This window comes from Microbacterium sp. 22242, assembly GCF_052045495.1.
Lineage (GTDB): Bacteria > Actinomycetota > Actinomycetes > Actinomycetales > Microbacteriaceae > Microbacterium.
The window spans coordinates 62,360-86,617 of record NZ_JBQEOZ010000009.1; the positions used below are offsets into that span (position 1 = coordinate 62,360).

A 24,258-nucleotide genomic window follows, 5' to 3' on the forward strand; every position below is an offset into this window, starting at 1 on the left:
GCCGGACCTCCGGCGCTGAGCGAGCCGTAGACATTTCAGTTAACGCTCGCTAATCTAAACGAGAGCCACCCGAGGGAGGGTCCCGTGCCGATGACATCCGCGCCGAGCGCGCCCGCGCCGACCTACCGCGAGCTGGTGGCCGAGCTGCGCGAGCGCCGCGCCGAGGCCGCGCTGGGCGGGCCGGAGAAGAGCCGGATCAGGCACACGGAGCGCGGCAAGCTGCTCGCCCGCGACCGGATCGGCCACCTGCTCGACACCGGAAGCCCGTTCCTCGAGGTCGCCCCGCTCGCCGGCCACGGCCTCTACGGCGGCGACTGCCCCTCGGGCGGCGTCGTCGCGGGGATCGGCCTGATCCACGGCCGGCAGGTCATGGTGGTCGCGAACGACGCCACGGTCAAGGGCGGCACCTACTACCCGATCACCGTCAAGAAGCATCTGCGGGCGCAGGAGATCGCGGCCGAGAACCGGCTGCCCTGCGTGTACCTCGTCGACTCGGGCGGCGCGTTCCTGCCGATGCAGGACGAGGTGTTCCCCGACCGCGACCACTTCGGCCGCATCTTCTACAACCAGGCGCGGATGTCGCGCGACGGGATCCCGCAGATCGCCGCGGTCATGGGATCCTCGACCGCCGGCGGTGCGTACGTCCCGGCGATGAGCGACGAGACCGTGATCGTGCGGAACCAGGGCACGATCTTCCTCGGCGGCCCCCCGCTCGTGAAGGCCGCGACCGGCGAGGTCGTGACCGCGGAGGAGCTCGGCGGCGGCGAGGTGCACACCCGCGTCTCGGGCGTGGCCGACCACCTCGCCGAGAACGACGAGCACGCGCTGCAGATCGTCCGCGACATCGTGGCGACCCTGCCGCCCTCCCCCGCCCCCGCGGATCCGCCCGCCGCGGTGGCGGATCCGCCGCCCGTCGACCTCCTCGACGTGGTCCCGGTCGAGCTCACCGTCCCCTACGACGCCCGCGAGATCATCCGCGCCCTCGTCGACGGCGGTGCGTTCACCGAGTTCAAGCCCGAGTACGGCACGACGCTCGTGACGGCGTTCGCCCGGATCCATGGGCACCGGATCGGCATCATCGCCAACAACGGCGTGCTGTTCGGCGAGTCGGCGCTCAAGGGCGCGCACTTCATCCAGCTGTGCGAGCAGCGCCGCACGCCCCTGCTGTTCCTGCAGAACATCACCGGGTTCATGGTCGGCCGGGAGTACGAGGCGTCGGGCATCGCGAAGCACGGGGCCAAGATGGTGAACGCGGTCGCGACCGCCACGGTGCCGAAGCTCACGGTGGTGGTGGGCGGATCCTTCGGCGCGGGCACCTACTCGATGTGCGGTCGCGCCTACTCCCCCCGCTTCCTCTGGCTGTGGCCGGGGGCGCGGGTCTCGGTGATGGGCGGGCCGCAGGCCGCATCGGTGCTGTCGACCGTGCGCCGCGACCAGATCGAGGGCGCCGGCGGCACCTGGTCGGCCGAGGAGGAGGCCACGTTCCAGGCGCCCATCCGCGCTGCCTACGACGAGCAGGGCAGCCCGTACTACTCCACCGCGCGCCTCTGGGACGACGGGATCATCGCCCCCGACGAGACTCGCGACGTGCTCGGCCTCGCCCTCGACGTGATCCTGCGCGCCCCCGCGACCGACGCGCCGGGCTACGGCGTCTTCCGGATGTGATCACGATGCCTCACGAGAACATGTTCGACACCATCCTGATCGCCAACCGCGGCGAGATCGCCTGCCGCATCATCGCCACCCTGCGCCGGCTCGGTATCCGCTCGGTCGCCGTCTACAGCGACGCGGACGCAGGATCCCGCCACGTCGCCCTCGCCGACGTCGCCGTGCGGATCGGTCCCGCGCCGGCCGCGCAGAGCTACCTCGACATCGACGCGGTCATCGCGGCGGCCCGCGAGACCGGCGCGCAGGCGATCCATCCCGGGTACGGGTTCCTCGCCGAGAACGCCGCGTTCGCGCAGGCGTGCACCGACGCCGGGATCGTGTTCATCGGCCCCTCCGCCGACGCGATCCGGACCATGGGCGACAAGATCACCGCCAAGCTCGCGGTCGCCGAGCGGTCGGTGCCGACGGTGCCGGGGATCGCCCGCCCGGCGCTGACCGACGCCGACCTCATCGCGGCCGCGCCGGAGATCGGCTACCCGCTGCTCATCAAGCCCTCCGCGGGCGGTGGCGGCAAGGGCATGCACGTCGTCGACGATCCGGCCCACCTGGCCGACGCGATCGCGGCCGCGCGGCGGGAGGCGAGCGCGAGCTTCGGCGACGACGCCCTGTTCCTGGAGCGCTACCTCACCACGCCGCGGCACATCGAGGTGCAGATCCTCGCCGACGCGCACGGGAACGTGGTGCACCTCGGCGAGCGCGAGTGCTCCCTGCAGCGGCGGCACCAGAAGGTGATCGAGGAGGCGCCATCGCCCCTCCTCGACGAGACGACGCGGGCCGCGATCGGCGCGGCCGCGTGCGAGACCGCGCGCAGCGTGGACTACCGCGGTGCGGGCACCGTCGAGTTCATCGTCGAGGCCGCCCGCCCCCTCTCTGAAACCGGCGCGATCGAGTTCTACTTCATGGAGATGAACACGCGCCTGCAGGTCGAGCACCCGGTCACCGAGCAGATCACCGGGCTGGACCTCGTCGAGCAGCAGCTGCGCATCGCCGCGGGCGCTCCACTCGCGTTCGGTCAGGACGACGTCGTGCTGCGCGGGCACAGCATCGAGGCGCGCGTGTACGCCGAGGACCCGGCGGCGGGGTTCCTGCCCACGGGCGGGCACGTGCAGCGCGTGATCCACCCGGCAGGCCCCGGCATCCGCGTCGACACGGCCATCGCGGACGGGCTGGACGTGTCGATCGACTACGACCCGATGCTCGCGAAGGTGATCGCGTACGGCGCCGACCGCGAGCAGGCGCGACGCCGGCTCGTGCGGGCCCTCGACGAGACCGCCGTGTTCGGGTTCCCGACCAACGTCGAGTTCCTGCGCGCGCTGCTGGAGCTGCCCGAGGTCGCCGCGGGAGAGCTGGACACCGGGCTCATCGCGCGCCGTCTCGAGGACATCGTGTTCGCCGAGGCGGACCGGCGGGTGTTCGCGGAGGCGGCGCTGCTCCTGGACGCGGCGGGCTCGGCCCCTGGCGCTCTCGAAGGACCCGAGGCCGCGATGGCGGCCTCTCCGTGGGCCCGCCGCGACGGGTGGCGTCTCGGGCCGCCGGCTCCGCGGCGCTACGCGCTGGTCTGCGGCGAGCGCCGCGCCGAGGTGCGCGTGGCAGGATCCGGATCCGGGCTGTCGGTCGCGGTCACGGGACCGGTCTCGGTCTCGGTCGAGGTCTCGGTCGAGGTCTCCAAGGACGGAACCGCTCAGGGATGGATTTCGTCGCCAGGATCCCTCGCGCAGCAGCAGAATCCATCTCCGACGGACGCGGATCCGCTCCTTCCCGCTGCCGGGGAGGGAAAACGTCGCTCACAGAGCGCGGGGAGCGACGTTTTCCATCCCGCCGCGGTCCGTGCCGGCTCTGACCTGCACCGCGCGATCACGATCGACGGCACGACGCGTGCGGTCGCGGCGCTCACGACGGGATCCGACCGGGTGTCGATCGCGCACGGCGGCGCCGTGTTCGACGTCGCCGTGGAGCGGGTCGCGCACACCGGCGGTGCGGCGGCGGAGACCCGCCCGCACCTGGACTCCCCGATGCCGGGGACCGTCGTGCTCGTGCACGCGGCCGACGGCGCGCACGTCGCGGAGGGCGACCCGGTCCTCGTGGTGGAGGCGATGAAGATGGAGCACGTGCTGCGTGCGGGCGTCGCCGGCACGGTCGCCGTCCATGTCGCGCAGGGCGACACGGTGGCACGCGGGCAGACGCTGGCCGTGATCACGCCGGATGCGGCCGACGCCGAGGAGGAGACGAAGTGACCGAGAAGCGCATCGAGCAGCGCGGGCTGTACTTCGAGGAGTTCGAGGAGGGCGCGGTCTACCTGCACCGCCCCGGTCGCACGGTCACCGAGGCCGACAACGTGCTCTTCACGACGCTCACCATGAACACGCAGGCGCTGCATCTGGACGCCGCGTGGAGCGCGGGCACCGAGTTCGGCGAGCGGCTGGTGAACAGCATGTTCACGCTGTCCACGATCGTCGGGCTCTCGGTCGCGCAGCTCACGATGGGCACGATCGTCGCCAACCTCGGCTTCTCGGACATCTCCTTCCCCGCCCCCGTGCGGATCGGCGACACGCTGTACGCCGAGACGCTGATCGTGTCGAAGCGGCTGTCGTCTTCGCGCCCAGGTCAGGGGATCGTGCAGTTCGCGCACACCGGTCGCAACCAGGACGGGGCGGTGGTCGCGCTCGCGACCCGTTCGACCCTCGTGCAGTGCCTTCCCGCCGCGAGCGCATCGTGAGCGCCGGGCTGCACGGCCCCGCGCTGCTGTTCTGCCCCGCGGATCGCGAGGACCGCTACGCGAAGGCCGTCGCGGCCGCGGACAGCGTGATCCTCGATCTCGAGGACGCGGTCGCCCCCGCCGACAAGCCCGCCGCCCGCGAGCGCGTCGCGGCGTCCGCCCTGGACCCCGAGCGGACGATCGTGCGCGTGAACCCTGCGTCGACGCCGGACCACGCGCTGGATCTGGCCGCGCTCGCCGGCACAGGCTATCGCACGGTCATGCTGGCCAAGGCCGAGGGCGCCGCCGATCTCGCGGCGCTGCACGCGGCGGGGCTGCGCGTGCTCGCGCTGTGCGAGACGGCGCTCGGTGTCGTCGGCGCCGAGGAGATCGCCGCGCATCCGGCCACGATCGGGCTGATGTGGGGCGCGGAGGATCTCATCGCGAGCATGGCGGGCCGCTCCAGCCGCTTCGCGGGCGGCGCTCACGCCGGACGCTACCGTGACGTCGCCCGGTACGCCCGCTCGCGCGTGCTGCTCGCGGCGAAGGCGTTCGGACGCGCCGCGATCGACTCCGTGCACCTCGATATCGCCGATGCGGACGGTCTGCGCGCCGAAGCCGCGGACGCCGCCGCCAGCGGGTTCGACGCGACCGCGTGCATCCACCCGAGCCAGGTCGCGGTGATCCGCGAGGGCTACGCCCCCACCCCTGCGGAGCGGGACAGGGCCGAGCGCGTGCTCGCCGAGGCGGAGCGGCAGCCCGGCGTGTTCCGCTTCGAAGGACGGATGGTCGACGAGCCCGTGCTGCGCCAGGCGAGGGCGATCCTCGGCCGGTGAGCCGCCCGCGACACCATGGGGGCCGCGATCCTGCAGCCTCGCCCCGTCGTCCGCGGCGCTGAGCTCGTGCCCCGCGGCCTGGGATCAGCCCACCAGCACCCGCCGCGCCGCCTCGGAGAGGATCCCGCGCTCGTCCGCCGACGCGAGCTTGTCGGAGTTGTGCGCGGTCGAGTTCAGCAGCCCGAACACGGCGTGCATCGCGACCTGACGATCGGCCGGCGTGCCGTCGGGGCGGATCCGCGCGACCACGTCCGCCCACAGGTCGAGATACTGACGCTGCAGCTTGCGCACCTGCCGGTTCGCCGACTTCGACAGGGTTCCCAGCTCGCGGTCCTGCACCCGGATGATGTCGCGATGCCCGAGCGCGAACGTGAGATGGAAGTCGATCAGGTCGTCCAGCAGCTCCCGATCCGAGGCGTGCGGCGCCGCGACGATCTCGGTGCCGCCCTGCAGCAGGAACTCGCTGGTGCCGAGCAGGATCTCCTCGAGCATCGCGTCCTTGCTCGGGAAGTGCCGGTAGAGCGCGGGGCCGCTGACGCCGACCGCGGTGCCCAGCTCGCCGATCGAGACCGCATGGAATCCCCGGTCCGCGAACAGCTGCGCCGCGGCGTCGAGGAAGCGCTGTCGGGTACGCGCCTTCCCCTGCGCCCTTGCGGTGGTCATCCGGCTAGGATATCCGCCCTGGACACCCGAGTGAATGCTCGCTAACCTGAAGTTTCAGTTATTGATCATTCACCGAGGAGTAGATCGATGCCCGAGGCGATCCCGTCCGAGCTCCCCGAGGAGTACCGCGAGCTCGCGGCGACCGTGCGCGACTTCGCGGAACAGGTCGTCGCCCCGGTCTCGGCGAAGCATGACCGCGAGCACAGCTTCCCCTACGAGGTCGTCGCCGGGATGGCGGAGATGGGCCTGTTCGGCCTCCCCTTCCCCGAGGAGTACGGCGGCATGGGCGGCGACTACTTCGCGCTCTGCCTCGCACTCGAGGAGCTCGCGAAGGTGGATCAGAGCGTGGCGATCACCCTCGAGGCGGGCGTCTCGCTGGGCGCCATGCCGATCTTCCGGTTCGGCACCGAGGAGCAGCGGCAGCACTGGCTGCCCTCTCTCGCCGCCGGCACGTCGCTCGGCGGCTTCGGTCTCACCGAGCCCGACGCCGGCAGCGACGCCGGCCGCACCCGCACCGCCGCCCGCCTCGACGGCGACAGCTGGGTGATCAACGGGTCCAAGCAGTTCATCACGAACTCCGGCACCGACATCACCGCGTTCGTCACGGTGACCGCCGTCACCGGCGAGACCGAGCGCGGCAAGGAGATCTCCACGATCATCGTGCCGTCCGGCACGGCCGGCTTCGACGTCGCACCGCCGTACGACAAGGTCGGCTGGAACGCCTCGGACACGCATGCGCTGTCGTTCGACGACGTGCGCGTGCCGGCCGAGAACCTGCTCGGCGAGCGCGGGCGCGGCTATGCGAACTTCCTCCGCATCCTGGATGAGGGCCGGATCGCGATCGCGGCGCTCGCGGTCGGCGCCGCGCAGGGCTGCGTCGACGATGCGGTGCGCTACGCGAAGGAGCGCCAGGCGTTCGGCACGCACATCGGCGGTCACCAGGCCATCGCGTTCAAGATCGCCCGGATGGAGGCGCGCGCCCAGGTCGCCCGCCGCGCGTACTACCACGCGGCCGCGCTGATGCTCGCGGGCAAGCCGTTCAAGCAGGAAGCCGCGATCGCCAAGCTCACCGCCAGCGATGCGGCGATGGACAACGCCCGCGACGCGACCCAGGTGTTCGGCGGCAACGGCTTCATGAACGAGTACCGCGTCGCCCGGCACTACCGCGACTCGAAGATCCTCGAAGTCGGCGAGGGCACCACCGAGGTGCAGCTCATGCTGATCGCCCGCAGCCTCGGGCTCTGAGCCCGCTGCCTCCCCGTTTCGAGGCGCGCAATTGGCGCCATCTGCCCGGCGGATCCCGCCATTTGCGCGCCTTGAATCGATGGGGACCGGCTGACGACCCCGGCGATCGACAGGGACCTGCCCGAATTCGGGCAGATTCTTGGAATTCGCCGGATCGGATCCGCATACTCGAGGTATGACCGACGACGACCTGATCCAGCGGATCGCGTCGTCCACCGGTCTGCCGCCGAGCGTCGCCGCCCGGGTCGTCGAAGACGTGCTCGCGTGGTACGACGAGCCGGTCGAGGCGTACGTGCGGCGTCGCCATGCCGAGCTGCAGCTCTACGGCACGCGCAACGCCGAGGCGTTCGCCGTGATCGCGGCGGAGCTGCACGAGCGCCGCGTGGCCGCGCCGGAGCTGTCCGAACGGCAGCTGCGGCGCATCGTCTACGGCTGAACCGCGCTCGCCTTCCCTTCTTCCCCCACCCTGAGGAGCTACCCCCATGTGCGGAATCGTCGGATACATCGGCCATCAGGCCGCCGCCCCCGTCCTCGTCGAAGGCCTCACCCGCCTCGAGTACCGCGGTTACGACTCGGCGGGCATCGCCGTCCTCGGCAGCAAGGGCACCACCGCGATCCGTCGCGTCGGCCGGGTCCGCGAGCTCGAGGCGGCCCTGCCCAAGCGCCTCACCGGCACGGTCGGGATCGGCCACACCCGCTGGGCGACGCACGGCCCGGCCGTGGAGCACAACGCGCATCCTCAGCGCAGCCAGGACGGCCGGATCAGCGTGGTGCACAACGGCATCATCGACAACGCGGCGGCCCTGCGCGCCCAGCTCGCGGAGTCGGGCGTCGAACTCACGAGCGACACCGACACCGAGGTCGTCGCGCACCTCATCGCCCAGTCGGACGCGGCGACCCTCGAGGACGCCGTGCTCTCCGCTCTCGGGCGGATCACCGGCACCTACGCCCTCGCCGTGCTCGATGAGCAGCATCCCGAGCGGATCGTGCTGGCGCGCAGCGGATCCCCGCTGATCATCGGCATCGGCGATAAGGAGATGCTCGTGGCCAGCGACGTGGCAGCCCTCGTGCGGCACACCGACCGGGTCGTGCACCTGAACGACGGCGAGCTGGCGACCGTGACCGCGACCGGGTTCCGCACCTTCGACCGCGGCAACACCCCGACCAGCTCGGAGCCCGTCGAGATCAGCGTGGCCGCGGAGGACCTCGAGCTCAGCGGCTACCGGCACTACATGCTCAAGGAGATCCACGAGCAGCCCGACGCCGCCGCGATGGTGCTGCGCGGCCGGCTGGACGAGCGATTCGCGACGGCCCGCCTGGACGGGCTGGGGCTCGACCCGCGCGAGCTCCGCAGCTTCCGCCGGATCAAGATCCTCGGCTGCGGATCCGCCTACTACGTGGGCCAGCTCGGCGCCCAGCTCGTCGAGGATCTGGCCCGGATCCCCGCGGACGCCGAGGCCGCATCCGAGTTCCGGTACCGCCAGCCCATCATCGAGTCGGACACGCTGTACGTCGCGGTGAGCCAGAGCGGCGAGACCGCCGACACCGCCTTCGCCGTCGAGGAGATCAAGCGCAAGGGCGGCCGCGTGATCGGCGTCGTGAACGTGGTCGGATCCACGATCGCCCGCACCGTGGACGGCGGGATCTATCTGCACGCGGGCCCCGAGATCTCCGTCGCCTCCACGAAGGCGCTCACGAACATGGCGCTCTCCTTCGCGCTGCTCGCCCTGCACCTGGGCCGGCTGCACGACCTGTCCCACGCCGACGGGCAGCGGATCCTCCGCGGCCTGCAGCGCATCCCGGAGCAGATCCGCAGCATCCTCGAGGACGCGGATCCGATCGCGGCCGTCGCCGAGGACATCGCGAAGGCCAAGAGCGCGTTCTACATCGGCCGGGTGCGCGGTTTCCCGGTCGCGCGGGAGGGCGCGCAGAAGCTCAAGGAGATCAGCTACATCCACGCGGAGGCCTACCAGACGAGCGAGCTCAAGCACGGCCCGCTCGCGCTGATCGACCAGGACATGCCGACGGTCGCGCTCATCCCCGAAGACGAGCTGACCGACCGCAACCTGGCCGCGGCCGAGCAGATCCTCGCCCGCAAGGGCCCGCTGATCGCCATCACGCACGCCGGGGTGGATCTCGCGCACCTCGACGCCCGCACGATCGTCGTCCCCAAGAACGAGCCGGAGCTGGATCCGATCCTGCTGACCATCCCGACCCAGCTGCTCGCCTACCACGCGGCCGTCCGCCTCGGGCACGACGTCGACAAGCCCCGCAACCTCGCGAAGTCGGTGACGGTGGAGTGACGTTCGTCTTCGATTCGAAGCGCGCGAATGGCGGCCATCGCGCTGCGGATCGAACCATTTGCGCGCTTCGAAATCGCGGCCGGAGGACAATGGCAGGATGAGCACCTCTGGATCTTCCGGCCGGGACGCGGTCATCGTCGCCGCCCGCCGCACGGCGGTCGGCATCGGCAAGCCCGAGCGCGGCGTCTTCAGCGGCGTGCACCCGGTCGACCTGTCCACGCACCCGATCCGGGCGGTGCTGGCGGACACCGAGGTGGATCCGGCGCTCGTCGACGACGTGCTGTGGGGCTGCGTGTCCCAGGTGGGCGAGCAGTCGTTCAATGTGGGCCGCAATGCCGCCCTCGCCGCGGGACTGCCCGAGCACGTGCCCGGGATGACCATCGACCGCCAGTGCGGGTCGTCGCAGCAGGCGATCCAGAGCGCCGCGGCTGCGATCATCGCCGGCTACGCCGACATCGTCGTCGCGGGCGGGGTCGAGGTCATGTCGCGCGTGCCGATGTTCTCCAGCGTCGCGGGCGAGGATCCTTACGGGCCGCTCATGCACGAGCGATTCCCGGACCTCGGCAATCAGGGCGTGGGCGCCGAGCTCATCGCACGGAGGTGGGGCCTCTCCCGCGCCCGACTGGACGAGTTCGCGGTGCGCTCGCACCAGCGGGCAGCGTCCGCGACCGCCTCCGGGTTGTTCGCCGACGAGATCGTCCCCGTCCCCACCGCCGCCGGCGTCGTGACGACGGATCAGGGTATCCGTGCGGACTCCACGGTCGAGCGCCTGGCGACGCTGCCGACCCCGTTCCTCGAGGACGGCGTGGTGACGGCCGGCAGCGCCTCGCAGATCTCCGACGGCGCGGCCGCCGTGCTGATGATGACGAGCGCGCGCGCCGCGGAACTCGGCCTCGCCCCGATCGCGCGCGTGCACAGCGTCGCCGTCGTGGGCTCGGATCCGATCCTCATGCTGACCGGACCGATCCCGGCCACGGCGAAGGTGCTCGAGCGCGCAGGCCTCGGCATCGGCGACATCGGCGCCTTCGAGGTGAACGAGGCGTTCGCGCCCGTCGTGCTCGCCTGGCTCACCGAGACCGGGGCCGACCCGGAGCTCGCCAACCCGCGCGGCGGAGCGATCGCGCTCGGGCACCCGCTCGGCGGATCCGGCGCGCGCCTGGCCACGACCCTGCTGCACCACATGCAGCAGGACGGGATCCGCTACGGCCTGCAGACGATGTGCGAGGGCGGCGGCATGGCCAACGCCACCGTGTACGAGCTGCTCTGACGCTCAGCGGCCAGGGCTCAGCCGCGCCGCGATGAGCCGGCGTTCTGCGTCGTTCGCGGTGAGCTCGAGTGCGCGCAGGTCTGCGGCGTCCGCCTCCTCGGCGCGCCCGAGGCGCCGCAGCAGGTGCGCACGGACGGCGTGCCACAGGTGGAAGGCGTCGAGCACCGCACCCAGCTGCTCCACCTCGGCGAGCGCGGCCTCGGGCGAGACCGCCTCCGCGAGAGCGACGGCGCGGTTCAGCCGCACGATCGGCGACGCGTCGTAGCGGATCAGCATGTCGTAGAGCGTGAGCACCTGGAACCAGTCGGTGTCGTCCGGCCCGAGCGCATCGGCGTGGCACGCGGCGATCGCCGCCTGCAGCTGCCAGCGGCCCGGCCGGTGCAGCAGCGCGGCCCTGTCCAGCCGCACCCGCGCCTCGGCCAGCAGCGCCTGATTCCACCGGGTGCGGTCCTGCTCGGCGAGCAGCACGAGCTCGCCGTCGACCGCGCGGGCGTCCTCCCGGGAGCGGTGGAAGAGCAGCAGCGCCAGCAGGCCGTGCGCCTCGGCCTCGAGCGGCAGGTCGTGTGCGACGACGCGCGCCAGCCAGAGCGCGTCGTCGGCGAGGTTGCGATCAGCCGCCGCATCGGCGCCGGCCGCGAGGTGCGCCTGGGCGTACATCGTGGAGACGACCGCGAGCACGAGATCGAGCCGGTCGACCCGCTCCTGCCCCTCGGGGATCCGCAGCGGGATGCCGGTCGCGGCGATCTTGCGCTTCGCCCGGACGATGCGCTGAGCGACCGTCGCCTCCGGCGCCACCATCGCGCGGGCGATCTGGACCGTGGTCAGGCCGCACACCGCCCGCAGGGTGAGCGCGACGCGCGCCTCGGGCGGGATCGCGGGGTGGCAGCATCCGAACAGCAGCGGCAGGCGCTCGTCGGGTTCACGGGCGACGGCAGGGGCAGCGCCCGCCGCCTCTCGGGTGGCCGCGCGCGCGCCGATCAGCTCCGCCTTCTCCCGGAGACGGCGCTCGCGTCGCAGCCGGTCGAGCGCATTGTGCCGTGCGGCCTGGGTGAGCCACGCGCCGGGGTTCGGCGGCACTCCGCGCACGCGCCACCCCCGCAGCGCCTCCTCCACGGCGTCGGCGACCGCCTCCTCCGCCACGTCGAGGTCGCCGAAGGAGCGGGCGAGCGCCGCGACGATCCGACCGGCCTCGTCGCGCAGCACGCGCACGAGGACCGGATCCGACGCCGCGGCGCTCATCGTCCCGATTCCGCTCAGCCGGTCACTCGAACTGGCTGTAGTCGGTGACCATCGGGCGGATCTCCACGCCGATCCCGGGCAGCTCGAACTCGGGCCAGGTCTTGACCAGGGCGATCGCGGCGTCGAGGTCGGGCACGTCGATGATGCTGAAGCCGCCCACGACCTCTTTCGCCTCGGTGAACGGCCCGTCCACGACGACGGGGCCGTTCGGGCCGGACTTCACGGTGGTCGCGGTCGCCACCGGCTGGAGCTGCGCGCCGCCGTCGGCGATCTCGCCGTCGTTGTCCTGGAACCAGTCCCAGACGCGCTGATAGATCTGCTGGTGGCGCTCCTCGGACACATCCCGGTAGGACTCGGGTGTCTCGGTGAACATGATGACGTACTTCACGGTCGTGATCCTTTCGTCAGGGGAACGGTCTCAGAACCACAGCGAACGGACAAGGCCGGAATCGACACTCGCGGAGAACTTCTCAGGACTCGATCATGCTCGGGCCGTCGGGCGTCGCGCGCACCGTGATCTGAGCCGGGATCTGTTCCTGCATCGCCTCGACGTGGCTGATGACGCCGACGGTGCGACCGCCCGCGCGCAGCTCGTCGAGGGTGCGCATCGCCACGTCGAGCGTCTCGCCGTCGAGGGATCCGAAGCCTTCGTCGATGAAGAGGGTGTCGAGCTGTATGCCGCCGGCACGGGCGGTGACGACCTCGGCGAGACCGAGCGCGAGGGCGAGCGAACCGAGGAACGTCTCCCCGCCGGAGAGCGACTGCGCCGGCCGCGTCTGCCCAGTGAAGGCGTCGAACACCACGATGCCGAGACCGGAGGCGGCCCCGCGCGCGGCCCGGGCATCGCTGTGCTGCAGCTGGTAGCGGCCCGACGACATGTCGGCGAGGCGCAGGTTCGCCGCGGCGACGATCTCCTCGAGCTCCGCGGCGAGCACGAAGGTCTCCAGGTTCATCCGGTAGGTGTTCGCCCCGCGGCCGGAGACGGCGTCGGCGAGCTGCTGCAGGACCTCGTGGTCCGCGGCTGCGGCCGCGCCGCGGGAGTGCTCGGCCGCTGCCGTCTCGAGGAGAGCTCCCAGCTGAGCGGCTGTCGCGTCGGCCCGGCTGGCGGCGTCGACGGCGGCCGTCCACGCCGCACGCGCCGCGGACTCGGCCGACTCGAACGGGGTGAGGTCGATCGGGTCGTCGGGCAGGGTGCGCAGTTCCAGGTCGAGCAGGATCGCACGCTCCTTGGCGCGCTCGGCGGCGTGCGCGGCGAGCCGTTCCTCGAGCGCGGCCTGGTCGGCGGGGCTGCGCAAGGCGGCCCCGGCGGCGGTCGCGTCGTCGAAAGGCGATGCGGCCAGGGCCGCCTGCTGCTCGGCGAGCGCGGCGGATGCCGCATCGGACCGGGCCTCGCGCTCCTCGATCGCGGCGGCGAGGGCCTGCGCGGCTGCGATGCGGACGGCGGCATCGTCGAGGCGCGCGGCGACGGTGGCGAACGCACCACGCGCCTGCGCCACGGATTCCCGGGCGGCGGCGAGCGTCTGCCGGGCGAGAGCGAGGCGCTCGCTCGCCTCCGCGTGGCGGACGGCCAGCTGGGCGATCGTCGCCTCGAGCCCCTCGGCCTTCGCCCGCAGCGCGGCGAGGCGCTGCTCGGCATCCGTGGCGGCGGCCTGTGCCGCCACCGCATCATCGCGCTCCGCTCGTGCGATCGCGAGTTCGGCCTCGGCCGCCTCGGCCGTGCGCCCGTCGGCGCGCGCAGTCGCGGCGGCGAGGTCGGCGTCCAGCGCGGCCAGGGCGCTCGTGGCCGCGCGCACCTGCTCGGCGGCGCGCTCCCGTGCGTCCGTGGCCTCGGCCACATCGTCCGCCGAGACCGGATCCGCGTGCACGGCCGGCGCCGGGTGCTCTGTGGATCCGCAGACGCTGCAGGCCTCGCCCGGGATCAGGGCCTCGGCGAGCTCGCCGGCCATTCCCGCGTCGCGGCGGCGGCGCAGGTCCGCGGCGCGGGCGAAGGCGGCCGCGGCCTGCTGTTCGCGGTCGGCGACCGTCCGCTCCGCGACGCTCCGCTCCGCAGACCGTGCCGCTGCGTCCCTGGCGCCCTCGAGCCGCGCGGCAGCCAGGACCACGACGGTCTCGAGGTCGGCGGCGCGGTCGGCCCGGCGGCGCAGATCGTCGCGCTCGGCGGTCAGCGCCTCGATCGTGGCGGGCAGGGCGGCGCGNCCGCGCGCCGCCGCCACGGACTCCTGCTCGCTCTGCGCGGCCGACACCGCCGTCTCGAAGGCGGCGAGCTGCGCCTCGGTCGCTGCGGCCTGCTGCCAGGCGCCGCTGGTCCGGGTGAGGTCGGACGCCCACGCCCGCAGCGCATCCGCGGAGGACTCCGGCGCTGTGTCGTCGTCCACGGCGATCCCCCGCCATGCCTCCTCGGCCTCGGCGGCGGCCTCGCCGGCAGCCGCGGCGACGACGGCGGCGCGCTCCGCCGTGTGCAGCACGTGCCGGAGAGCCTCGGCGGCTCTGGCGTCGTCCAGGGTGCGCCGATCGGCGGCGATCCGATCGGCGGCGGCATCGAGGGCGGCGAGCGCGGCGCGAGCGCGATCCCGCTCCGCCTGCGCCTGGCGCTCCTCGCGTGCGACGACGTGCGCGGCGGTCGCCGTGCGGTGCGCGGCCTCCGCCAGATCCCGATCCTGGCGGCGCTGCTCGGCCCGGTAGTCAGCCCGCGCCTGGGCGCGACGCACGGCGTCGAGGCGCTCATCGAGCGAGCGCTCGGCCGGCGCCGATGCGGCGTCGGTGCTCGCTCCGTGCAGGTCGTTCTCGGCGACGAGCTGCTCGGCCTGCTCGATGCGGGCGATCACGGACGCGCGTCCCGCGCCCAGCGCCTGCTCCGATGCACGGCGGCGCTCGTCGAGGCGGGCCTGGTAGTCCTCGAACCGGCCGGTGCCGAAGAGCCGGCGCAGCAGCTGCTGCCGCTCCTTGCTGTCCGCATGCAGGAACTTCTGAAAGCGCCCCTGCGCGAGCAGGATCACCTGCAGGAACTGCTGCAGGTTCAGCTGCAGGATCTCGTCCAGCTCGTGCGCGACATCGACCTCGCGCGCGGCCCGGCCGATCCACTCCCCGCCGATGAGTTCCTCCAGCGCCACGGCGGACGCCTGCTTGGTCAGCCCGCCGCCGCGCTTCGCCGGACGCTGGTATTCGGGCGACCGGGTCACCCGGAACCGGCCGGCGACGGTGCTGAACTCGACGACGACCTCGGTGGGATCCGCCGGCTCGCAATGGTCGCTGCGCAGACGCTTCTCCCCGCCCTCGTAGCGGGGCACGTTTCCGTAGAGCCCGAAGCACACCGCATCGAGGATGCTGGACTTGCCGGCGCCGGTGCGCCCGCCGATGAGGAACACGCCGTCGTCCGCGAACGTGTCGAAGTCGATCGTCTGCCGCCGCAGGAACGGCCCGAAGCCCTCGATCTCGAGTCGATGCAGCCGCACTAGACGAGGGCCTCCGCCAGGGCGCGGTCGTCGAGCACCTCGCGGATCAGCTCCTGCTCGCGCGGCGTCGCCCCGGCACCGTTCCGAACGTGCGCGAGGAACGCGTCGATGCGCTCCTCGTCGGTCGCGGCCGTGCGCAGGCGCTCACTGTACGAACGCTCCTCGAGCGCGGCCGTCCGGGTGGGCTCGTGCTGCACGAGCGCGCAGAACGGGTACTTCTCGCGCAGGCGGCGCATGGGCTCGGTGTGCGGCAGGTCGTCGGTGTACACCGCGCACACCCAGTCGTCGCGGTGGGCGGCGACGCTCTCGGCCGAGAGGATCTCGTCAAGGGGCCCGGTCAGGGTCACGAGCCGACGCGGCACAGGAAGCTCCAGCCACTGCGCGTCGACCGCGCCGTCCGCGGCCAGGTCGATGAGCCAGGATCCCCGGGGCTTGTGCTGCTCGCCGAAGCTGTAGTGCAGGGGTGCGCCGGCGTAGCGGATCCGCTCGGTGAGCGCCTGGCGCCCGTGGATGTGCCCGAGCGCGACGTAGTCGGCACCGTCGAACACGGAGACCGGCACCATGTCGATGCCGCCCTGGCGGATCTCGCGCTCGAGGCCGGCCGTCGCATCGACGCCCGCCGCGAAGCAGTGCGCGATCACGACCGAGCGCCCGGGGTGCTCGGCCATCCCTGCGCGCACGACCCCCATCGCGTGCGCGAGGGTCTGCGCCTGGGTGCGCAGCGGGCGCCCGCCGGCGTCGTCGCCCGCGCTGCCGGCATCCGTCCAGTGCTGCCGCACGATGGCGGGCTCGAGGTAGGGGATCCCGAAGAACCGCACAGGGCCGTCGGCGTCGGCGATCGTGATCGGCTCGCCGATCGCACGCGGATCCGTCACGACCTGGATCCCGTCGCGCAGCAGGCGCGACTGGAAGCCCAGCCGGGCCGCGGAGTCGTGGTTGCCGCTGGTCACGATCACCTGGGCGCCCGTGGCATGCAGGGCGACGAGCGTGTCCGTGAGCAGCGTGTAGGCGGAAGCGGCGGGGGTCGCGGAGTCGAACACGTCGCCCGCGACGACGACCACGTCGACGGCGTGCTCCTGCACCTGCACGACCAGCTCGCCGAGCACCTCGGCGAGCGCATCCAGGGTGGAGTGCCCGTGGAAGGTCCGGCCGATGTGCCAGTCCGAGGTGTGCAGGATCTTCATGCCCTCCACGCTACGGACGGGGTCGGACATTCCTCCCGAGGCGTGCCGGGCGGGGTCGGCTCGCTGGTCGCGTATCGCCGTTCCGGGGCGGGCATGACCGCAATACGCGACCAGTGCGCGGAACGGGACCGCCGGGCATGCCGCCCGGCTCGGGAGGACGGATCCCGTGATCGCGTCCCCTCTCGGCGCGTAACACGACGTCACACACGTCGCGCGAAGCGATAGGACTCAGCGCACGCGCAGCAGATCGGCCCGTTCCGGGTGCGCCTCGAACCAGTCGGCGACGTACCAGCAGACCGCGTCGATGCGCCGATCCCCGCGCGCCGCGATGTCGTCCACGGCACCCGCCACGACCTCTGCGGCATAGCCGGATCCGCGGAAATCCGGGATCGTGAAGGCCCTCGTCAGCGCGATGGTGCGGCCGTCGTCGCGGTAGTCGAGCACGCTCACCAGCACGCCGTCGCGCGTCAGCGTGTAACGCGACGCATCGTCCTCGCGAGTGAGCACGAACCGGTCGGAGCCTGCAGAATTCCCCACCGTTTCACGCTACGCCCGAATTCTTCGACCGGGTCCGTTTTGACACGGGAGGTCACCATCGGTAATAATCGGGCCCATGACCACCAACGCACGCCCCATGTCCGCCCAGGAGGCGAACGGGACTACCGGGATGATGATGCCCGGTCGCGTTGGCATGTGTTGCCGAATGTGTCGCTGAAGCCACAAATCTCTGTCTGACTCGCTCGTCGTGATCTTCGCGGGCTGAGTCTCCGGGCACCCACCCGCGTGCCCGTCCCCCGGCCCGCCGGTCACTTCGCAACACACTCTCCGAGTCGTCGACCGACTCCCTCCTTTCAAGGACCCATCATCATGTCGAACACCCTCCTGCTCGAGCGTCCCGTCATCGCCCCCACCCGCCTGCACGCGGTGCCTCGCACTCAGATCGACACGCCGGCCCCGGCCGTCGATGCACCGCCGGCACGCTCCCCCCGCGGATTCGCCCTCTACGTGGGCATCGACGAGCTGAAGGCCGCCACGAACGGCGTGAGCCTGCCGCTGCTCGTCGACGCGCTGCGCCGCACCCTCGCCGAGCTGGCGCCCGACGCCGAGACCCACGCCACCGTCGCCCTCGCCCCGCACGGCACCGGCGGCCGCGACCTCGACGTCGTGCGTCTCGCCCTGCACGAGCCGGGGGCGATCGCCCGCTCCAAGGCCGAGGCCGAGGAGCGCCAGCCCGAGGACGGCGGCGGCGTCGTGGTCGACATCTCCCGCAAGCGCGTCCTGATCGACGGCGACTCGGCCGCGTTCACCTACAAGGAGTTCGAGCTGCTGCAGTACCTCGTGCTGCGCGAGGGCTCGACGATCGAGCGCAGCGAGCTGGTCTCGGCCCTGTGGCAGACCTCCGACGAGGAGGCCCCCGGCGAGCGCACGATCGACGTGCACGTACGCCGCCTGCGCGCCAAGCTCGGGCGCTACGAGGACATCGTGCGCACCGTCCGCGGGGTCGGCTATCGCTTCGACCGGCACGCCGACGTCGTGATCCGCTACGGCGTGGGATCGCCCTCCCCCGACCGCTTCTGACACCGCGCCGGAAGAGGCGATCGCGCCCGGAGCCGGCCGTTCCCGCGAGGAGCCCCTGCCCTCTCGTGTCCGCTGTGCTCGCGCGCGCTGCTCCGAGGTCGGCGCACCCGTCTAGGGTGTTCCCATGACCCTCACCGCGGATCCGACGCCCCTGGCGTCACCCGCGCTCGAGAGCGTCTACCGTCCCCCTCGTCCGCTGGATCTGCTCGGCACCGTCGCGATCCTGCAGCGCGGCCGCAAGGATCCGACCATGGCGATCGAGGGATCCGTGGCCTGGCGGGCGATGCGCACCGACGCCGGAATCGCGACGCTCGCGCTGCGCGCGGCGGCGGACGAGGTCCGCGCCACGGCCTGGGGTCCCGGCGCCGGCGAGGCGCTCGCCCAGGTCCCGCGGTTGTGCGGAGCCGCCGACGACGATGAGGGCTTCGATCCCTCCGGCCATCCCCTGCTGGCCGCCACCGCGCACCGCAACCCCGGGTTGCGCCTCACTCGCACCGATGCGGTGTTCGAGGCGCTCGCGGGTGCCATCATCGAGCAGAAGGTGACCGGGCTGCAGGCGTTCGGCGCCTGGCGGGTGCTCGTCACCCGGTTCGGCGACGCCGCCCCTGGTCCCGTGCCCCGGCCGCTCTTCGCAGCGCCGGTCGCCGAGGCATGGCGCCGCATCCCGTCCTGGGCCTGGCACCGTGCCGGCGTGCAGCCGCCGCAGTCGCGCACGGTGGTCCGCGCCGCCGAGCGCGCCCCGAGCATCGCCCGCGCCGTGCGCGCGGCGACGGACGGAACCGCCCGCGATGCGGCGCTCACCAGCCTGCCAGGAGTGGGCCCGTGGACCTCGGCCGAGACCCGGATCCGCGCCCTGGGCGACCCGGACGCGGTGAGCGTGGGCGACTATCACCTCGCGCACGAGGTCGGCTACGCGCTGACCGGCGCTCGCACCGACGACGCCGGCATGCTCGCGCTGCTGGAACCCTGGGCGGGCCACCGTCAGCGGGTCGTCCGCCTGATCCGGCTCAGTGGCGCCGCCGAGCCGCGCCGCGGCCCGCGCCTCGCTCCCGAGGACCACCGCGAGCACTGACCCGCGGTGCACGCGGATCCTCCCCAGACCGTGCGGATCGTGGCCTGGGGCGGAGGACAGGGCCTGCCACGCCGTGGCGCGACCGGAGCCGCCGTCGCCCTATGCTGGGCCGCATGACTCGACCGCGCACCGGGATCCGCGTCGCCGGCACCGCGCTGCTGTTCGGGCTCGGCATCGTGGTCGGCCTGATCCTGCAGAACGTGTGGCTCGGACTCGTGCTCGCGCTGCTGGTGTGGCTGGTCTGGTTCCTCGGCTACGAGTCGCGTCAGGGCCGCAACGCCGGGATCCACGACGAGGACAACGGCATCGAGCTGTAGCCACCGCCCCGGATCGCCGTGAGTCGCGCGGGTTAGGGTTGCCTCATGGACCCCGTGAAATCCGGCTTCGCCCTCGTGCGCCGACCCCTGGAGCTGCGCTTCCGCACGCTCGCCCTCGCCGCGCGCGAGTGGCTCTCTGCAGACTATGTGCGCGTGCGGCTGACCGGATCCGACCTCGCCGGCTTCTCCTCGCTGGGTGCGGACGACCACATGCGGCTGTTCTTCGCAGAGGGTCCGACCGGGTCGGTCGAGGAGCTGCGCGCTGCGCCGAGCCGCGAGTACACGCCGCTCGCCTGGGGCGACGACTGGCTGGACGTCGAGTTCGCCGTGCACGGCGACGAGGGCGTCGGCGCCCCCTGGGCTGCGAACGCCCCGATCGGCGCGACCGTGGGCGCGGGCGGCCCGCGCGGTTCCCTCGTGCTCGAGGGGGACCCGGACGGCTGGCTGCTCGCGGGCGACGAGACCGCGATCCCGGCGATCCGGCGCTTCGCGGCGCAGATCCCGTCCGGCGCCTCGGCGCGCATCGCGGTCGAGGTGCGCGACGCCGAGCACGAGCTGACGATCGACGCCCCGGTCGACGTCGAATGGGTGCACCGCGGCGACGCCCCGGCGGGCTCTGCGCTCGCCGCCCACCTGAACGCGCTCGGTGCCGAGGATCGCCCCGGCGACGCCCCGTTCGTCTTCGTCGCGGCGGAGTCGTCGATCGTGAAGCCCGGGCGTGCGCTGCTCGAACGCTGGTCGATCGAGCCGTCGCGCGCCATCGTGAAGGGCTACTGGAAGCGCGGTGAGGCCGAGTACCACGCCCCGCACTGAGCTCGCGCGCGACCGTCCGTCCGGCAGACTGGCGACATGCCTCTCCTCGATCATCTCGGCCTCACCGTCGAAGACCTGGACCGTGCCTTCGCGCAGTGGAACCCCGTCCTCACCGCCCTCGGCTGCACCCCGGAGGACGGAGAGCTGGAGGGCGGCATCGCCTGGTGGCGCGAGGGCGAGACCGAGCTGATCCTGTATCGGGCGCCCGCGCCCGGAGGCGAGCCGCACCGCTACGGCCGGATCGGCTGGCAGCACCTCGCCTTCGCCGCCGACACGCGCGAGGAGGTGGACCGCCTGCACCAGGTCGCGCTCGACGCGGGCTGGACCTCGGTGCGGGACCCGAAGGTGTTCCCGCGCTTCTCCGACCGCTACTACGCCTCGTTCGTGGAGGACGACAACGGCATCCGGGTCGAGTTCATGCACAACCCGCCTCGCGAGACCGCCGCAGGCTGATCCGCGAAACACCATTGCCGATGTCGGAGGCCGGGCCCAGACTGATCCTGCGCACATCCCGCGCATCCCATCCGAGCTCTGACGGAGGACCTCCATGACCACCCTCAACCCGTACATCTCCTTCCGCGACAATGCGCGCGAGGCCATGGAGTTCTACCGCGATGCGCTCGGCGGCGACCTCCAGGTGATGACCTTCGGCGACATCCCCGGCATGGTCGAGGACGAGGCCGAGAAGAGTCTCGTCATGCACTCGATGCTGACCACGGCGGACGGCCTCGTGCTGATGGGGTCCGACACCCCCGCGCACATGGAGTACCAGGCCCCGCAGGGCGTCTCGGTCTCGCTGAGCGGTTCCGACGAGGCGGCGCTCCGCGACGTCTGGCAGAAGCTCTCCGACGGCGCGACGATCACGATGCCGTTCGGCCCGGCTCCGTGGGGCGACCAGTTCGGGATGCTCGTCGACCGATTCGGCGTCTCCTGGATGTTCTCGGCCGGCGAGAGTCAGGGCTGACCCGGCCGGCCGTCAGCGCTCGGGCTCAGCGCTCGGGCTCGGCGCTCGCCCAGGCGACGCCGTCGAGCCCGAGCTCCTCGGTCATGTCGCGGAGGAATCGGGTCACGATCGCGCGCTCGTCCGCGCTGAGCCGCGCCGCGGCGTGGAACCGGCGCGCCTGCTGCCGCCCCACCGTCTCCATCGCGGCGCGCTGCGTCTCGGGTGTGATCGAGATCGCGAGCGCCCGGCGATCGGACGGGTGCGGTGCGCGCACGATGTGGCCTCCGCGCTCCAGCCGATCCAGCAGCTTCGTCGTCGACGCCGTCGAGATGCCGAGGTGCTGGGCGATCCCGCCCGGAGTGGCGACCGCTCCCTGGTTCGCGCACACGATGAGGTAGAGCAGCGCCCGCATATCGGTGTCGTTGAGCCGCATGTACCGACGGGAGGCCTCGGCGAGGCGCTGCTCGGCATCGCGCAGCCCGCCGAGCGCGGCCATCAGCTCGGCGATCTGGCGGATCTCCTCCGCGCCGACCCCCGCACGGTCCAACAGCATCCCGGAGGGATCGCTCGCCTCGATGTCGTAGACCGCGCCCCGTGCGACGCCGTCGCGCGATGCGCTTGCGCGCGGGACCGTCCGCGCCGCGTCGTCGCGCTCCTGCGTCATCCCGCCATGCTACACACGAGCATTCTTCACCCCAGGATGATTACTTGCCAAGCTAGCGAAATGCCTCTAGTCTTCCGGAAGGCGACGAGAGGATCACGATGACCGCCCCGCAGCACCCCGCACACCCCCGCAGAGCGGGCCGGACCCTTCGGATCCTGCTGCCGGCCCTGATCATCGTCGGCTGGCTGATCGCAGCCTCGCTGGGCGGACCGCTGTTCGGCAAGGTCGATGAGGTCTCCTCCAACGACCGGACCGCCTACCTGCCCGCGTCCGCCGATGCGACGCGCGTGCAGGAGCTGCAGACGCGGTTCGCGGGTTCCGACGAGATCCCGGCGATCATCGTCGCGACCTCGGCGGAGAAGCTCACGCCCGCCGAGCTCACCACTCTCGCGGACGCGGTGAAGGCCACCGTCGACATCCCCGGCGTGGGCGACGGCATCTCGCCCGCCATCCCCTCCGAGGACGGCGAGGCCGTCCAGGCGTTCGTCCCGATCCGCACGAGCGCTGAGATCGCCGATGTCGTGACGGAGATCAGGGCGACCCTCGGCAAGGCGGCGCCCCCGGGGGTTCGCGTCTTCGTGACGGGCCCGGCCGGCTTCAGCGGCGATCTCGTGGCCGGCTTCGCAGGGATCGACGGGATCCTGCTCGGGGTCGCGCTGGCGGCGGTGCTGGTGATCCTCGTGCTCGTGTACCGGTCGCTGCTGCTGCCGATCGTGGTGCTGGCGACGAGCCTGTTCGCACTGTGCGTCGCCCTGCTGCTGGTGTGGTGGCTCGCGAAGTGGGGGGTGCTGCTGCTCAGCGGGCAGACCCAGGGGATCCTGTTCATCCTGGTGATCGGCGCGGCCACCGACTACGCCCTGCTGTTCGTGTCGCGCTTCCGCGAGGCGCTGCGCCACGAGCAGGACCGCGGCCGGGCCGTGCTCACCGCGTGGAAGGGGTCGTTCGAGCCGATCCTCGCCTCGGGAGGCACCGTGATCGCCGGGCTGCTCTGCCTGCTGCTCAGTGATCTGAAGTCGAACAGCGCGCTCGGGCCCGTCGCCGCGATCGGGATCGCCTTCGCGATGCTCTCCGCGCTCACGCTGCTGCCTGCGCTGCTCATGGCGTTCGGCCGCGCCGCATTCTGGCCGCGCCGCCCGCGGTTCGATCCGGCCGCGCCGGAGAGCGCTGCGCCGGCCACCGGCGTGTGGGCCCGGCTCGCGGGCCTCATCCGCCGTCGATCCCGCCTGATCTGGATCGCGACGACCGTCGTGCTCGCGATCGCGACCGCCGGCGTGCTGCAGCTGCACGCGTCCGGCGTGCCGCAGTCCGATCTCGTACTCGGCGCCTCGCAGGCGCGCGACGGGCAGACCGCGCTGGGCGCGCACTTCCCCGGCGGCTCCGGAAGCCCCGTGCAGGTGGTCGTGGCGAAGAGCTCGCTGCAGGACGCCGCCGACGTGCTGCTGGCTGACAAGGGCGTCGACGGCGTCTCGGTCACCGCGACGTCCGCCCCGAGCGGCACCGCGAAGGTCACCGCCGAGGGAGTCACGGCGTCGGGCCCTCCGGGCGCGGCGGCGCCAGAACCCACCGTCTTCGACGGAGACGTGCTGCTGCAGGGCACACTCACGAGCGCCGCCGATTCCCCTGCAGCGGAGGACACCGTGCGCCGACTGCGCACCGCGCTGCACGGCACCGGCGCGATCGTCGGCGGGGTCACCGCGACCGCGATCGACACGAACGACGCCTCGATCCACGACCGCGCCCTGATCATCCCGGTGATCCTGGTGGTGATCATGCTGATCCTCATGCTGCTGCTCCGTGCGATCCTCGCCCCGGTGCTGCTGATCGTCACCACCGTGCTGTCCTTCGGCGCCGCGATGGGCGTCTCGGCGCTCGTGTTCGACGGCGTGTTCCACTTCCCCGGTGCGGATCCGGCCGTTCCGCTGTACGGCTTCGTGTTCCTGGTCGCGCTCGGGATCGACTACAACATCTTCCTGATGACGCGCGTGCGCGAGGAGTCCAGGATCCACGGCACGCGGGAGGGCGTGCGGCGCGGCCTCGCGATCACCGGAGGGGTGATCACCTCGGCGGGTCTCGTGCTCGCGGCGACGTTCGCGGCGCTCGGCGTGATCCCGATCCTGTTCCTCGCCCAGCTCGCCTTCATCGTCGCGTTCGGCGTGCTGCTGGACACCTTCGTGGTGCGCTCGCTGCTCGTCCCCGCGCTGGTGCACGACGTCGGCCGCGCCGTGTGGTGGCCGTCGAAGCTCTCCCGCGGCGCGCGCTGAGAGCGCTCCTCGTCAGTCGGCGGGGGTGCGTCAGCCGGCGGCGGTCGCCCCAGGAGCA

22 protein-coding genes are annotated in these 24,258 nt (G+C 72.4%); 15 read left to right on the plus strand and 7 right to left on the minus strand.

The features are described from left to right. The first annotated feature begins 90 nt into the window (after window positions 1-90). Genes ACTJJZ_RS11370 through ACTJJZ_RS11385 form a run of 4 tightly spaced genes read left to right on the plus strand, consistent with a single transcriptional unit; the run spans window position 91 to window position 5,199 of the window. Window positions 91-1,665, plus strand: coding sequence for a carboxyl transferase domain-containing protein (locus tag ACTJJZ_RS11370; protein WP_440721395.1), 1,575 nt, complete (start codon window positions 91-93; stop codon window positions 1,663-1,665). A gap of 5 nt (window positions 1,666-1,670) precedes the next feature. Continuing rightward, a complete protein-coding gene (locus ACTJJZ_RS11375; protein WP_440721302.1) occupies window positions 1,671-3,902 on the plus strand; it encodes an acetyl/propionyl/methylcrotonyl-CoA carboxylase subunit alpha in 2,232 nt (743 codons plus the stop codon). Further along, window positions 3,899-4,384: a MaoC family dehydratase gene (locus ACTJJZ_RS11380; RefSeq protein ID WP_440721303.1), complete on the plus strand. Its 486-nt coding sequence runs from the start codon at window positions 3,899-3,901 to the stop codon at window positions 4,382-4,384. Before ACTJJZ_RS11375 ends, ACTJJZ_RS11380 begins: the two co-directional genes overlap by 4 nt. Beyond that, window positions 4,357-5,199 (plus strand): HpcH/HpaI aldolase/citrate lyase family protein, encoded by an 843-nt coding sequence (locus ACTJJZ_RS11385; protein WP_440721304.1) that lies wholly within the window; start codon window positions 4,357-4,359, stop codon window positions 5,197-5,199. Before ACTJJZ_RS11380 ends, ACTJJZ_RS11385 begins: the two co-directional genes overlap by 28 nt. Window positions 5,200-5,283: 84 nt before the next feature. On the opposite strand, the gene ACTJJZ_RS11390 is transcribed toward ACTJJZ_RS11385, so the two are convergent. Further along, complete coding sequence (locus ACTJJZ_RS11390; RefSeq protein ID WP_440721305.1) at window positions 5,284-5,862, minus strand: TetR/AcrR family transcriptional regulator; 579 nt, start codon at window positions 5,860-5,862, stop codon at window positions 5,284-5,286. Window positions 5,863-5,949: 87 nt separating this feature from the next. On the opposite strand from ACTJJZ_RS11390, the gene ACTJJZ_RS11395 reads away from it, so the two are divergent. From ACTJJZ_RS11395 to ACTJJZ_RS11410, 4 genes are all read left to right on the plus strand, one after another. Further along, window positions 5,950-7,107, plus strand: a complete 1,158-nt coding sequence (locus tag ACTJJZ_RS11395) for an acyl-CoA dehydrogenase family protein (RefSeq protein ID WP_440721306.1) — start codon at window positions 5,950-5,952, stop codon at window positions 7,105-7,107. 175 nt (window positions 7,108-7,282) lie between these two features. Next, window positions 7,283-7,543: a hypothetical protein gene (locus tag ACTJJZ_RS11400; protein ID WP_440721307.1), complete on the plus strand. Its 261-nt coding sequence runs from the start codon at window positions 7,283-7,285 to the stop codon at window positions 7,541-7,543. 46 nt (window positions 7,544-7,589) lie between these two features. Next, entirely contained in the window at window positions 7,590-9,410 is a 1,821-nt protein-coding gene (glmS, locus tag ACTJJZ_RS11405) for a glutamine--fructose-6-phosphate transaminase (isomerizing) (protein ID WP_440721308.1), read from the plus strand. A 97-nt stretch (window positions 9,411-9,507) separates the two neighbouring features. Continuing rightward, window positions 9,508-10,677 (plus strand): thiolase family protein, encoded by a 1,170-nt coding sequence (locus tag ACTJJZ_RS11410; RefSeq protein WP_440721309.1) that lies wholly within the window; start codon window positions 9,508-9,510, stop codon window positions 10,675-10,677. Window positions 10,678-10,680: 3 nt separating this feature from the next. On the opposite strand, the gene ACTJJZ_RS11415 is transcribed toward ACTJJZ_RS11410, so the two are convergent. The 5 genes from ACTJJZ_RS11415 to ACTJJZ_RS11435 all read right to left on the minus strand — a co-directional run bounded on the left by ACTJJZ_RS11415 (window position 10,681) and on the right by ACTJJZ_RS11435 (window position 17,089). Further along, window positions 10,681-11,916 carry an RNA polymerase sigma factor gene (locus tag ACTJJZ_RS11415; protein WP_440721310.1) on the minus strand — a complete coding sequence of 412 codons (1,236 nt, stop codon included), beginning with the start codon at window positions 11,914-11,916 and terminating at the stop codon, window positions 10,681-10,683. 22 nt (window positions 11,917-11,938) lie between these two features. Further along, entirely contained in the window at window positions 11,939-12,304 is a 366-nt protein-coding gene (locus ACTJJZ_RS11420; RefSeq protein ID WP_440721311.1) for a YciI family protein, read from the minus strand. An 82-nt stretch (window positions 12,305-12,386) separates the two neighbouring features. Then, window positions 12,387-15,368: an AAA family ATPase gene (locus tag ACTJJZ_RS11425; protein WP_440721312.1), complete on the minus strand. Its 2,982-nt coding sequence runs from the start codon at window positions 15,366-15,368 to the stop codon at window positions 12,387-12,389. Continuing rightward, the gene (locus ACTJJZ_RS11430; protein ID WP_440721313.1) at window positions 15,368-16,552 is read right to left on the minus strand and encodes an exonuclease SbcCD subunit D; all 1,185 of its coding nucleotides are present in this window, start codon (window positions 16,550-16,552) and stop codon (window positions 15,368-15,370) included. The genes ACTJJZ_RS11425 and ACTJJZ_RS11430 overlap by 1 nt, the downstream gene beginning before the upstream one ends. Before the next feature lie 228 nt (window positions 16,553-16,780). After that, entirely contained in the window at window positions 16,781-17,089 is a 309-nt protein-coding gene (locus tag ACTJJZ_RS11435; RefSeq protein ID WP_440721314.1) for a GNAT family N-acetyltransferase, read from the minus strand. A 330-nt stretch (window positions 17,090-17,419) separates the two neighbouring features. Between ACTJJZ_RS11435 and ACTJJZ_RS11440 the strand changes: the two genes are divergently transcribed. The 6 genes from ACTJJZ_RS11440 (at window position 17,420) to ACTJJZ_RS11465 (ending at window position 21,296) form a co-directional block, all read left to right on the plus strand. Then, complete coding sequence (locus ACTJJZ_RS11440; protein ID WP_440721315.1) at window positions 17,420-18,130, plus strand: winged helix-turn-helix domain-containing protein; 711 nt, start codon at window positions 17,420-17,422, stop codon at window positions 18,128-18,130. 124 nt (window positions 18,131-18,254) lie between these two features. Beyond that, window positions 18,255-19,202, plus strand: coding sequence for a DNA-3-methyladenine glycosylase family protein (locus ACTJJZ_RS11445; protein ID WP_440721316.1), 948 nt, complete (start codon window positions 18,255-18,257; stop codon window positions 19,200-19,202). 113 nt (window positions 19,203-19,315) lie between these two features. After that, entirely contained in the window at window positions 19,316-19,519 is a 204-nt protein-coding gene (locus tag ACTJJZ_RS11450; RefSeq protein WP_440721317.1) for a hypothetical protein, read from the plus strand. A gap of 45 nt (window positions 19,520-19,564) precedes the next feature. Further along, window positions 19,565-20,332, plus strand: coding sequence for a siderophore-interacting protein (locus ACTJJZ_RS11455; RefSeq protein ID WP_440721318.1), 768 nt, complete (start codon window positions 19,565-19,567; stop codon window positions 20,330-20,332). 36 nt (window positions 20,333-20,368) lie between these two features. Then, window positions 20,369-20,785, plus strand: a complete 417-nt coding sequence (locus ACTJJZ_RS11460; protein WP_440721319.1) for a VOC family protein — start codon at window positions 20,369-20,371, stop codon at window positions 20,783-20,785. Between the two features lie 94 nt (window positions 20,786-20,879). Continuing rightward, on the plus strand, window positions 20,880-21,296 hold the full coding sequence (locus ACTJJZ_RS11465) for a VOC family protein (RefSeq protein ID WP_440721320.1): 417 nt from the start codon (window positions 20,880-20,882) through the stop codon (window positions 21,294-21,296). Between the two features lie 25 nt (window positions 21,297-21,321). Here the strand turns inward: ACTJJZ_RS11465 and ACTJJZ_RS11470 are convergent, their stop codons facing one another. Beyond that, entirely contained in the window at window positions 21,322-21,939 is a 618-nt protein-coding gene (locus tag ACTJJZ_RS11470; protein WP_440721321.1) for a MarR family winged helix-turn-helix transcriptional regulator, read from the minus strand. 98 nt (window positions 21,940-22,037) lie between these two features. On the opposite strand from ACTJJZ_RS11470, the gene ACTJJZ_RS11475 reads away from it, so the two are divergent. Next, window positions 22,038-24,200 (plus strand): MMPL family transporter, encoded by a 2,163-nt coding sequence (locus tag ACTJJZ_RS11475; RefSeq protein ID WP_440721322.1) that lies wholly within the window; start codon window positions 22,038-22,040, stop codon window positions 24,198-24,200. The last annotated feature ends 58 nt before the right edge of the window (window positions 24,201-24,258 follow it).